A 10820-nucleotide genomic window follows, 5' to 3' on the forward strand; every position below is an offset into this window, starting at 1 on the left:
CATCAACTTCTACTTCACCATCAAGCATTTCCAGATGCGGGCTGTTGTGATAGATAAGTAAGCGCAAACGGTGGAAGTAATAGGCAGCGGTATTTTTATTGACGCTAACTAATTGCGCCGCTGTGCGGGCGGTAACACCTGCAACAAATAGTTCAATCAGTTTGTTTTGCTTGTACTGACTTAAACGACTTTTTCTCATAGGGATTATTCTAACCTGAAGTTAAATTTCCCTAGTTATCTAGTACAGCCCCGATCTTTAAGCATGATGCGAATTAAGCCTGTTTTAATGCTAAATTTAGATATAGCCCATTTTAAAATCATGACGAGATTGATCTGCCTGACGCATTGCTTCTATTCTTTGTGGCTTGGTTCCTAGTATATAGAAGGATATATACTTGTTTTGTTTTAATGTTGGCTATAGTTTAGTCTTTCAGACGGCCTTTAATGATTTGCGGGCGTGTTTGGTTTGTTGGTAAATTCATCTCAGGCAGGTGTTCAGCCAATGTTGGCGTTGTAATGGCGTGAGCAGCTTGTAGAAACGGTGTTGGATGGCCAATTCGTCAACTGCGAAATCCATACTGGCGAGATAGCGGCTTTCTATGTAATCGCGTGAATCATCGGCATTGAATTTATCGCTGGAAAGGATTTTGATAATATCGCGGCGGCGGTTTTTGCTGATGCGCTCTTCTTTGCGGGAGGCTTTTTCAATGGCTTTCTTGTATTCTTTACGGATACTGCGCAACTCATTGATTTGTGCATGGCTCAAATTCAGCGGGCGTACATCGCAATTGGGATGGAAGTTGTCCAAACGGAGCATTGGCGATGCGTAGGCATGGTTTGTTCCAAAAATCAGTAGGCAGCAGCCTAGGGCGGCTGCCTGTAACAACGGGTCAAACTTTATTGTGATAAGCATATTGTTTTCACAAATTCAATATTTGTAAAATACTAGCGGATATGTTTGTGAAGCGCGGTATTATTTCAGATAATATTTGTTAATGACAAAAAAATTTTATTGAAAATTTATTTTTAAAACAGTATATTAAAATCAATAATATTGTAATCGGCGTGATTTGAACTTTTTCAATCAGAGGCCGTCTGAAACGAAAAAACTTAAAGGAAAACCAATCGTGCAACAGTTCCGTATTGCTCCGAGTATTTTATCTGCGGATTTCGCCCGTTTGGGGGAGGAAGTGAAACGCGTTACCGAAGCGGGCGCCGACCTTATCCATTTTGATGTGATGGATAACCATTATGTGCCCAACCTTACCTTCGGTCCGATGGTGTGTGCTGCACTTAAACCTTATACTACCGTGCCGGTAGATGTACATCTGATGGTGGAGCCGGTGGATGATCTGATCCGGTCGTTTGCAGAAGCCGGGGCAGACATCATCACGTTTCACCCCGAAGCGAGCCGCCATATCGACCGCAGCCTGAGTTTGATTAAAGATTTGGGCTGTCAGGCAGGTTTGGTGCTAAACCCGGCTACACCGGTTTATGTGTTGGAAAATGTGTTGGACAGGCTTGATATGGTGCTGCTGATGTCGGTTAATCCCGGTTTTGGCGGGCAGAGTTTTATTCCGCAAACATTGGTGAAAATCCGTCAGGTGCGTGATTGTCTCGATATATATAAAGGCGAGAGCGGCAGGAAAGTTGCGCTTGAGGTGGACGGCGGTATCAAAACGGACAATATTGCTGCTGTTGCCGCTGCAGGTGCAGATACGTTTGTGGCCGGCTCTGCAATTTTTGGTCAGGCCGACTATCAGGCCGTTATTGATAAAATGCGGCAGGAATTGGCCGGCACACTCTTTTGAAGGGGGATATATTTTTCAGACGGCCTCTAACTGTTATATCGGCAGTTTATCTGTTTGAAACAAGATACCCGAATCATTGGGTATCTTGTAGTTTTTTTGCGGCGCTTGTTGGGGCAGGGGGGGCGTTTATTCCGTTGCAGTGCTGCGGGTTTTGATCCTGGGAGAACGGTTTGGTAAACCCAGCCGACAGCGGCAGCCGAACCGGCTTCCTGCTGTTGGCTGCCCGAAGTTTTCGGTTTTGCATTGAAATGCGCTGATCTATTGATGGGTTATGAGGGGGTTAAGCTTGTTTGTTCCAACGCTCAATAGATTCTTTGATCACCGCTTTAGCCTCTTCTATATCGCCCCAGTGCCCCACTTTGGTTGAGCCGGGTTTTTTCAGGGCTTTATAATGGTTGAAGTGAAACTCGATTTGCTTGATCAGCTGTTGCGGCAAATCAGCCAAGCTGTTGTAAGCATTGCCGTTGTTGCGGTCATCGGCGGGCACGCACACGATTTTGTCGTCAACTTCGCCGTCATCAACAAATTTCATTACGCCGATGATTTTTGCTTCTAGAAACACGCCGGTAGCCAAAGGTTGCTCGGTAATCAGCAAAACATCCAGTTCATCACCGTCTTCATCAAGGGTTTGCGGGATAAAGCCGTAGTTGGTGGGTTTGGCGAATATGGCAGGCTCTACGCGGTCTAATTGGAACGCCCCTAATTTTCGGTTCCATTCGATTTTGTGGTTGCTGCCTGCGGGAATTTCGTTCACAACATTGACCATGCCGCCATCCACGTTGCCGGGAGGGAGGATTTTGTTGAAATCAGCCATAATGCTTCCTTTTTTAAATCGGTTTAAACGGGCGTGAGTATAGCATTGCTTGGCCGTTATAGCGAAGAAACCCTGCCGCTTGAATTGTGCCTCATAAGTTGGAGATGGTGTCTAATTTTCCGGGGCGCTTCAATGCCGCCGTTTTCTCTTTTTTGTTTTGAATGCTTACAGGCCGCTGTGTTTGGGCTTCGGTTATAATAAGCGGCTTTCCCCAATATACACTAAGGCAGATCCCATGAACGATTACATCGATATGATGCCGTCTGAAGACCGTGAAGTGAGCGCATTATCGCTGCCGCCGCATTCTATGGAGGCGGAGCAGTCGGTGTTGGGCGGCCTGCTGCTTGAAAATGCCGCTTGGGATCGAATCGCTGATGTGGTTGCCTCTGAAGATTTCTACCGCCACGAACATCGGCTGATTTTCCGCAGCATCGCCAACCTGATTAACGAAAGCCGTCCTGCTGATGTGATTACCGTGCAGGAGGCTTTGGAGCGCAACGAGGAGCTGGAGGCGGCCGGCGGGTTCAACTATCTGATTACGCTGGCGCAAAATACACCTTCGGCTGCCAATATCCGCCGCTATGCCGAAATTGTGCGGGAGCGTTCGGTTATGCGCCAGCTTGCCGAAGTGGGCACTGAAATCGCCCGCAGCGCCTATAACCCGCAAGGCCGCGATGCCGGGCAGCTTCTCGATGAAGCCGAAAACAAAGTTTTTCAAATCGCCGAGAGCACGGCCAAATCCAAACAGGGCTTTTTAGAAATGCCTGCGCTTTTGAAAGAGGTGGTCGAGCGTATCGATATGCTTTATTCGCGCGATAATCCCGATGAAGTAACCGGCATAGCCACCGGCTTTATTGATTTAGACAAAAAAACCTCAGGTTTGCAGCCGGGTGATTTGATTATCGTGGCCGGCCGGCCGTCTATGGGTAAAACCGCGTTTTCCATCAATATTGCCGAACATGTGGCGGTGGAATCCAAACTGCCCGTGGCTGTGTTTTCTATGGAAATGGGCGGCGCACAGTTGGTGATGCGTATGCTCGGATCAGTGGGCAGGCTCGACCAGCACGTTCTCAAAACCGGTCGTTTGGAAGATGAACATTGGAGCCGTCTGAATAATGCGGTGGTCAAACTTTCGGATTCGCCGATATTTATTGATGAAACGCCGGGGCTGACCGCACTCGAGCTGCGCGCCCGCGCCCGCCGCCTTGCCCGCCAGTTCAACGGCAAACTCGGTTTGATAGTGATCGATTATCTTCAATTGATGGCAGGATCGGGACGCAGCGACAACCGCGCATCAGAGCTGGGCGAAATTTCACGCTCACTCAAGGCTTTGGCCAAAGAGCTGCGGGTGCCGGTTATTGCATTGTCCCAGTTGAGCCGCTCGGTGGAGCAGCGCACCGACAAACGCCCGATGATGTCCGATTTGCGTGAATCGGGGGCTATAGAGCAAGATGCCGACCTGATTATGTTTATGTACCGCGATGAATACTACAACGCAGAAACCCAGCTTAAAGGCTTGGCGGAATGTATCATCGGCAAACACCGCAACGGCCCCACCGGCAGGGTATATCTCACTTTTATCGGCCAGTTTACCAAGTTTGAAAATTCCACCTATGTGCCGGATGCTGCAATGATGGAAGATTGATACAGATTTCCGCGCCAAGCTAAGCGCATTTCATATTTTATTAGGTATGCAGCTACGTTATCGTTTACAATAGACAACGAAAATAAACAAAACTGCCAAAGAGCAGGGCTGGATAAACAGGGGGCATGCCTGTGCAATTGCAGATGAAATGCCCGTGGTTCGGCTGCGGGTGTTTTTTACGGTATTTCCGCGCATGATTGAACCGGTTTTATTTCAGGCCGTCTGAAAACAGACTGAATATTTGATAAAACACATTACCCAAACAACGTCTCCAGGTTTGCTCATGCGTTCAAAATACCAAGGTTTTACCTTAACCGAGCTGTTAATCGTGATTGCCATCGCGGCAATTATGGCCGCAATAGCTTTCCCCAATATGAGTCAATGGATAGCCTCCCGCCGTGCCGCAAGCCAGGCGGAGCAGGTGGCCAATCTTCTGCGCTTCGCACGCAGCGAAGCCGTCCGTTTGAATCTGCCGGTTTATGTTTGCCCCGCCCAAATCAAAGTGGACGGCAATCCTGACAATTACTGCAAAGCCACATATGAAGGCCAAGGCATGGTGGCATTTGCCGATACCGATAAAAACGGCAGTTACACACGCAATACCGATGTTGATCTGCGTACCGTTATTCTAAATGCCAAAGATGAACAGCGAACCCGTTATCAGTTCAATATTTACAGTTTTAGCGGTGCAAAGCAGCCGGGCAGCAATCTCATATGGGCGTTTTATCCCAACGGCACATTCGGCCATGCCGCTAATGCGGGAGCCGGCAGCACATTCAGCATCGGCAGCGGGTTTGTTAAAATTTCCATTACCGATGCTGCAGCAAAAGACGATAGAACCAAAGCTGCACGAGCTTCGATTTTGGTGATAGACAGCGGCGGCAGAGTGCAAAAATGCGAAAGCAGCGTAACGGGCACGATTGCCAAATTATGCAAATATAAAGACGAATAAACTTTGCTATTGAAAACGGCAGCTATATGGCAACCAAACCATTTGAGGCCGTCTGAAAGCCCGACTTATACCCAAGATAAAGTAAATGTCAATGAAAAAACAGTGTGGGGAAAATATGCACCGCATCCTATATCCGAACCATTTGAAAACAGATGTTGCCGCCTCGGCGCAGCAGGAATCGGGCCGTCTGAAACAACGCCAAGGCGGCATGACGCTGGTTGAGGTGTTGGTGGCGATGTTTGTATTGGCCGTTGGTGTGCTGGCCTTGCTGGCTACCCAGTTGCGCACCGTATCCGGCGTGCGCGAAGCCGAAAGCCAAACCATTGTTGCCCAAGCCGTGCAGAATTTGATGGAGGGAATGCAGATTAATCCGACTTTGTCGGCAGCATCCGGCGATACCGGTTGGGTGAATAAAAGCTATGATGCCTATATGAAAAACGGAATACAAACCATAAAGGGCAATGTTGCAGGCGGCAACAACCCAGGCGGGGCAAATGCCGGTAATCCGCCCCAATTGACTAAAAGCGAGTTGGTTGATGAGCAAATCCGTAGTTTTGAAAGTGCATTGGGATCGGCTCTGCCCAATGCAGAGGTTCGATATGCCATATGCCGCGGGGTGGACGAGATGGAAATCGACTCAAACGGCAATGTGGATGCAAATTGTAAAAACAGTGGGCCGTTGATGGTTAAAGTGTTGTGGCAGATAGATTCGGAGCAGGCTGATGTTGCTCCTGCCGTAAAAAGCTATAACAGCAATATCGTTTACACTTACCAAGCGCGTGTGCCGGATTAACCCAATCAAAGAACGAAATATGAAAAACAAAAAATATTATCCGCCTATTACGGGTGCGCAAAGCATTAAGGGTTTCAGCCTGATAGAGTTTTTGGTGGCCAGTGCATTAAGCATGATTGTATTGGTGGCAGTGAGCAAAGGTTATTTCACCGCCCGCCAGCTGAATAGTGCTGCCGACAGCCGTATGAATACGCAACAGGATGTGCGCAATGCCGCCAATATGGTGGTGCGTGATGCCCGTATGGCAGGTGGTTTTGGGTGTTTCAATATGGCGGAAAGCAATAGCCGGACCATCCGCGATAATAATACCGCAACATCACAATCAAATGCTTTCAAACTGGATAATACAGCGGGCAATTCAGGGGCGGTAAGAACAATCAATAGGAGCAATTTTAATGCGGCAAATTTTACCGCCACATCGGATGCTTTGGTTTTTCTTTATGGGGCAGATAATCCTGAGAATGGTGATCAGTTGGTGCTCAGTACCTGCGACACTTTGGTTCGGCCGGCAAATAATACCAAACCGGCCAACATCGCAGCAGCAAAAGTTGCATTGGGTTCGGCAACAGCCCGAGACAATGAAATTTCTGTATTGCGTTATGCCGTACATGCCTATGTAACCGGCTCTGTCGGCGGTCAAACAGGTTTATTCCGTTTCCAGTTGAATGGGAACAATACATGGGGCAACCCCCAGCTGTTGGTAAACAGCGTTACAAGTGCAACGTTCAGATATATTTATGTGAATGACTGCCCCGATGGGGAAGGAAACACGGAAAAATTTCAATATTCTAATAGTTTGAATCATATTCCTGCATTTGTCCGTATCAGTTTGACAGGTGGAGACGGCAATGCCGTGCAAATCTATAATATTGATGCAGCAATAAGGGGAGGAAACACATGCGCCAACCGCAGCCTTTCGTAACTTTTAAACCCAAATCGGCACAACAGGGCTTTTCACTGTTTATTGTATTGATGGTAATGATTGTAGTGGCTTTTTTGGTAGTAAGCGTAACCCAGTCTTATAACACCGAGCAGCGTATCAGCACCAACGATGCAGATCACAAATTTGCTACAGCATTGGCTGAAGCCGCATTGCGGACAGGTGAGAAAAGAATTGCTGACGATGATCTTGATGCAAGCCAGTTCACAGAAGATTGCAAAAACGCTCTGTGTAATGTAGGCACGAATCCTGCTTGGGAGCGCGCTACCTGTGGAAAATCCAAAACCGAATCATGTATAGATAACAGCAGCGGAATATTCGCAGCCAGAGAAGCTGCGCAACCTTCCCGTTATATTATTGAATATATCAGCCAGCAGCCTGACGGTTCGGAAATCTACCGCGTAACGGCTAAAGCATGGGGTAAAAACAGAAACACTGTTGTGATTTTACAGTCTTATGTGGCAGCGGGAAAATAGGGGAAATATGAAATCAAAACAGAAAATACAAGGTTTTACCTTGGTTGAATTGATGGTTGCGGTGGCGATTATCGGCATAATTGCCGGGATAGCTTACCCTTCATATAGCCGCTATATCGAGCGCGGGCATTTAACCGATGCCCAGGCAGAATTGTTGGATATCAATAACAATATTAAAACCGAACGTGTCAGCACTCCGGGGTCATTGTCCAGCCAAACAGATTTGCAAAAAAGAGCTTCAGGGTTGTTTAGGGATCCGGAGCTGGAAGCTCGCTATGAAATCACAGCAGTGATGCCTGATCAAAACAGCCTGCGCTATAACTTGGTGATTACGCCCAAAGCAAATAATGGTTATACCTTGGCATTGTGGATGAACAGTGTCGGTGAGGCTTATCGATGTCAAGATGCCGTTTCTGCACGGGCTCAGAATACAACGGGAAAATGTGAGCAGATTGGCAATAAAAAGTAAAAGCCAAGATTGGAACAGGCTGTCTGAAACATCAGTTTTTCAGACGGCCTGATGCTTCTGTAAAATTCACAAAGCATCACGAAAGCTTATGTCATCATGCGCAATATTATCACAAGTATCTGATTTTAGGTAAAAAATATCAAGGTTAAGTATGGGTATGGCGCACTATTTGAAAACACCAACCTGTGCGTTTTATTTGAACAGTCAAACATGAAACAGCCACGGTTGCGAGGCTTTGCGTTGCTCTTCAAACGCCTTGATTTCATCGGCGTGCTGCAGGGTCAGGCCGATTTCGTCAAGGCCGTTTAACAGGCAGTGTTTGCGGTGTTCGGTAATGTCGAAAGTGAATGTTTGGCCGCTCGGTGTGGTGAGAGTCTGCGTTTCCAAATCAATGGCCAAACGGTAGCCTTCGTTGGCTTCCACTTCTTTAAACAGTTGGTCGACTGTTTCTTCGCCCAGCACAATCGGCAGCAGGCCGTTTTTGTAGCAATTGTTGAAGAAAATGTCGGCAAAGCTGGGAGCGATAACGGCGCGGAAGCCGTAATCATCAAGAGCCCACGGGGCGTGTTCGCGTGATGAACCGCAGCCGAAGTTTTTGCGGGTGAGTAGGATTTGTGCGCCTTGGTAGCGCGGCTGATTGAGCGGAAAATCGGGGTTGAGCGGGCGTTTGCTGTTATCCATGCCCGGCTCGCCGTGGTCGAGATAGCGCCATTCATCAAAAGCATTGGGGCCGAAGCCGCTGCGCTTGATGGATTTTAAAAATTGTTTGGGGATAATGGCATCGGTATCAACATTGGCGCGGTCAAGCGGGACAACCAATGCGGTAATTTGCGTGAATGCTTTCATGTTCGTACTTTCGGTTTGCAAAACACCCCCGCAGTAACAGCGGTTGCGGGGGTGGAGATATTGGGTGCAATTAAATTAGTGGCCGTGGCGGTCGGCAGTTTGCTCAAGTTTGTCGCCGGCTTTGGATACATCTTTGCCGAAGCCCGATACGGTGTTGCAGGCAGACAATAAAGTCATGGCGGTTAATACGGCCAATACAGTTTTTTTCATGTTTAAGCTCCTAATGGTTTGAAAGTACGGTATGCATTGCTGCATACTGTTATTATCATGCCAAAGTTTGTGCTAAAAAACAATTTCTAAGGCAGGCCGTCTGAAAGTTTTTCAGACGGCCTGTTGTTTTTTACAGACGGCGTACATCGGTGAAACAGCCGGTAACTGCGGCAGCGGCGGCCATTGCCGGGCTGACCAAGTGGGTGCGCCCGCCGTTGCCTTGGCGGCCTTCGAAGTTGCGGTTGGAAGTGGAGGCGCAACGTTCCTGCGGTGCGAGGCGGTCGGCGTTCATGGCCAGGCACATCGAGCAGCCCGGTTCGCGCCATTCGAAGCCGGCTTCGGTGAAGATTTTGTCCAAGCCTTCGCGCTCGGCCTGATTTTTTACCAAGCCCGAACCCGGCACCACCAATACGCGGCGGATATTGGCGGCTTTACGGCGGCCTTTGGCTATGGCAGCGGCTTCGCGCAAATCTTCAATGCGGCTGTTGGTGCAGGAACCGATAAACACCACATCAACGGGAATTTGGTTTAACGGAGTGTCGGCGGCCAGCCCCATGTATTCCAACGCGCGCTCCATGCCGCTGCGTTTGACCGGGTCGGCTTCATCGGCGGGGTTGGGTACTCTGCCGTTGATGTCGAGCACCATTTCCGGCGAGGTGCCCCAAGTAACCTGCGGTTCGATATCGGCAGCATCAAACTCGTAAACCGTGTCGAAAACCGCGCCTTCATCGGAAACCAGCGTTTTCCAGTAGGCAGCGGCTTTTTCCCAATCTTCGCCTTTGGGAGCGAGCGGCCTGCCTTTCACATAATCGATGGTGGTTTGATCCACAGCCACGATGCCGCTGCGCGCGCCGGCTTCGATAGCCATATTGCACAAGGTCATGCGGCCTTCCATCGAGAGACTGCGGACAGCTTCGCCGCCGAATTCGACCGCATGGCCGGTGCCGCCGGCGGTGCCGATTCGGCCGATAATGTATAAAGCCATGTCTTTGGCGGCAACGCCGGGTTTCAGACGGCCGTTTACTTTAATCAGCATGGTTTTGGATTTTTTGGCGGTGATGCACTGGGTGGCCATGGTGTGTTCGACTTCAGAAGTGCCAATGCCGTGCGCCAGTGCGCCGAATGCGCCGTGGGTGGAGGTGTGGGAGTCGCCGCAAACCACCGTCATGCCGGGCAGGGTGGCGCCCTGCTCGGGCCCCATCACGTGCACAATGCCCTGGCCTTTGTTTCTAAACGGAAAATAGGCCAGCGCACCGAATTCTTTGATGTTGTTGTCTAAAGTATCGACCTGCAGTTTGGAGATGGGATCTTTGATGCCTTCGTCCCAATGGTCGGTGGGGGTGTTGTGGTCGGCAGTGGAAACCACGCTGTCGATGCGCCACAACTTGCGGCCGGCCATTTTGAGCCCCTCGAAAGCCTGAGGACTGGTAACTTCGTGTACCAGATGTCGGTCGATATATAACAGAACGGTGCCGTCTTCTTCTTCTCGGACGATATGGCTGTTCCAAAGTTTGTCGTAAAGGGTTTGCGGTTTCATGGTTTGTGCTTTGGTTATCACAGAAAAATATCGGCGTGATGGTAGCGATTCGTGCGGCAGAATGCAAGCAAAATGTCTAAAAAAATGATTTTTATATTTTATTTTGAATTTTATTGATAATTTTTTAGACATATTGTCTTATTTTGGCTGTGTATTAACTGCAATAATTTTTGGGGCTGACGTAGATTAGCAGTCATGACAGGCTGCCAAAATGAAGATAACCCACTGTAAGTTAAAGAAGAGTCTGCAAAGAAAACTGCTTGAATATTTTGTATTGGAAGTAACCGCACGTTCTGCTGCCGATATCTTAGGTATTCAGCCCAATAC

12 protein-coding genes and 2 pseudogenes are annotated in these 10820 nt (G+C 48.7%); 8 read left to right on the forward strand and 6 right to left on the reverse strand.

Features of this window, described 5'->3' with window-relative positions; translation table 11 throughout:
• Window positions 1-199 (reverse strand): annotated as a pseudogene (locus IR141_RS10955) (IS1595 family transposase); the annotation flags it as partial.
• A gap of 279 nt (window positions 200-478) precedes the next feature.
• Complete coding sequence (locus IR141_RS10960; RefSeq protein WP_228068241.1) at window positions 479-817, reverse strand: Spy/CpxP family protein refolding chaperone; 339 nt, start codon at window positions 815-817, stop codon at window positions 479-481.
• 310 nt (window positions 818-1127) lie between these two features.
• On the opposite strand from IR141_RS10960, the gene rpe reads away from it, so the two are divergent.
• Window positions 1128-1811, forward strand: a complete 684-nt coding sequence (gene rpe / locus IR141_RS10965) for a ribulose-phosphate 3-epimerase (RefSeq protein ID WP_135037143.1) — start codon at window positions 1128-1130, stop codon at window positions 1809-1811.
• Between the two features lie 280 nt (window positions 1812-2091).
• Here rpe and IR141_RS10970 read toward each other — a convergent pair whose 3' ends face one another.
• On the reverse strand, window positions 2092-2625 hold the full coding sequence (locus tag IR141_RS10970) for an inorganic diphosphatase (RefSeq protein WP_135037146.1): 534 nt from the start codon (window positions 2623-2625) through the stop codon (window positions 2092-2094).
• A 235-nt stretch (window positions 2626-2860) separates the two neighbouring features.
• Here IR141_RS10970 and dnaB point away from each other — a divergent pair, with 235 nt between their 5' ends.
• The 6 genes from dnaB (at window position 2861) to IR141_RS11000 (ending at window position 7900) form a co-directional block, all read left to right on the forward strand.
• Window positions 2861-4270, forward strand: a complete 1410-nt coding sequence (dnaB, locus tag IR141_RS10975) for a replicative DNA helicase (protein WP_135037149.1) — start codon at window positions 2861-2863, stop codon at window positions 4268-4270.
• Between the two features lie 283 nt (window positions 4271-4553).
• The gene (locus IR141_RS10980; RefSeq protein ID WP_135037151.1) at window positions 4554-5222 is read left to right on the forward strand and encodes a GspH/FimT family pseudopilin; all 669 of its coding nucleotides are present in this window, start codon (window positions 4554-4556) and stop codon (window positions 5220-5222) included.
• An 85-nt stretch (window positions 5223-5307) separates the two neighbouring features.
• Window positions 5308-6015, forward strand: coding sequence for a type IV pilus modification protein PilV (gene pilV, locus IR141_RS10985; protein WP_194198396.1), 708 nt, complete (start codon window positions 5308-5310; stop codon window positions 6013-6015).
• A gap of 19 nt (window positions 6016-6034) precedes the next feature.
• Complete coding sequence (locus IR141_RS10990) at window positions 6035-6937, forward strand: PilW family protein (protein WP_135037154.1); 903 nt, start codon at window positions 6035-6037, stop codon at window positions 6935-6937.
• Complete coding sequence (locus tag IR141_RS10995) at window positions 6913-7431, forward strand: PilX N-terminal domain-containing pilus assembly protein (RefSeq protein ID WP_135037157.1); 519 nt, start codon at window positions 6913-6915, stop codon at window positions 7429-7431. Before IR141_RS10990 ends, IR141_RS10995 begins: the two co-directional genes overlap by 25 nt.
• 7 nt (window positions 7432-7438) lie before the next feature.
• Entirely contained in the window at window positions 7439-7900 is a 462-nt protein-coding gene (locus IR141_RS11000; protein ID WP_135037160.1) for a PilX family type IV pilin, read from the forward strand.
• A 204-nt stretch (window positions 7901-8104) separates the two neighbouring features.
• Here the strand turns inward: IR141_RS11000 and leuD are convergent, their stop codons facing one another.
• From leuD to leuC, 3 genes are all read right to left on the reverse strand, one after another.
• The gene (gene leuD, locus IR141_RS11005) at window positions 8105-8746 is read right to left on the reverse strand and encodes a 3-isopropylmalate dehydratase small subunit (RefSeq protein WP_135037163.1); all 642 of its coding nucleotides are present in this window, start codon (window positions 8744-8746) and stop codon (window positions 8105-8107) included.
• Window positions 8747-8821: 75 nt separating this feature from the next.
• Entirely contained in the window at window positions 8822-8956 is a 135-nt protein-coding gene (locus IR141_RS11010) for an entericidin A/B family lipoprotein (protein ID WP_135037165.1), read from the reverse strand.
• 130 nt (window positions 8957-9086) lie between these two features.
• Window positions 9087-10493 carry a 3-isopropylmalate dehydratase large subunit gene (gene leuC, locus IR141_RS11015; protein WP_135037168.1) on the reverse strand — a complete coding sequence of 469 codons (1407 nt, stop codon included), beginning with the start codon at window positions 10491-10493 and terminating at the stop codon, window positions 9087-9089.
• A 211-nt stretch (window positions 10494-10704) separates the two neighbouring features.
• Between leuC and IR141_RS11020 the strand changes: the two are divergent.
• Window positions 10705-10820, forward strand: a pseudogene (locus IR141_RS11020) (IS1595 family transposase); the annotation flags it as partial.

It is taken from the genome of Neisseria sp. 19428wB4_WF04 (genome assembly GCF_015235335.1).
Classification (GTDB): domain Bacteria; phylum Pseudomonadota; class Gammaproteobacteria; order Burkholderiales; family Neisseriaceae; genus Neisseria; species Neisseria musculi.

What these genes read in the sequence shown, in the direction of transcription:
- pilV (WP_194198396.1), top strand. Translation starts at nt 5,308, where the DNA reads ATGTCAATGAAAAAACAGTGTGGGGAAAATATGCACCGCATCCTATAT.
- IR141_RS10990 (WP_135037154.1), top strand. Translation starts at nt 6,035, where the DNA reads ATGAAAAACAAAAAATATTATCCGCCTATTACGGGTGCGCAAAGCATT.
- IR141_RS10995 (WP_135037157.1), top strand. Translation starts at nt 6,913, where the DNA reads ATGCGCCAACCGCAGCCTTTCGTAACTTTTAAACCCAAATCGGCACAA.
- IR141_RS11000 (WP_135037160.1), top strand. Translation starts at nt 7,439, where the DNA reads ATGAAATCAAAACAGAAAATACAAGGTTTTACCTTGGTTGAATTGATG.
- IR141_RS11010 (WP_135037165.1), bottom strand. Translation starts at nt 8,956, where the DNA reads ATGAAAAAAACTGTATTGGCCGTATTAACCGCCATGACTTTATTGTCT.
- leuD (WP_135037163.1), bottom strand. Translation starts at nt 8,746, where the DNA reads ATGAAAGCATTCACGCAAATTACCGCATTGGTTGTCCCGCTTGACCGC.
- leuC (WP_135037168.1), bottom strand. Translation starts at nt 10,493, where the DNA reads ATGAAACCGCAAACCCTTTACGACAAACTTTGGAACAGCCATATCGTC.
- IR141_RS10980 (WP_135037151.1), top strand. Translation starts at nt 4,554, where the DNA reads ATGCGTTCAAAATACCAAGGTTTTACCTTAACCGAGCTGTTAATCGTG.
- IR141_RS10970 (WP_135037146.1), bottom strand. Translation starts at nt 2,625, where the DNA reads ATGGCTGATTTCAACAAAATCCTCCCTCCCGGCAACGTGGATGGCGGC.
- IR141_RS10960 (WP_228068241.1), bottom strand. Translation starts at nt 817, where the DNA reads ATGCTCCGTTTGGACAACTTCCATCCCAATTGCGATGTACGCCCGCTG.
- dnaB (WP_135037149.1), top strand. Translation starts at nt 2,861, where the DNA reads ATGAACGATTACATCGATATGATGCCGTCTGAAGACCGTGAAGTGAGC.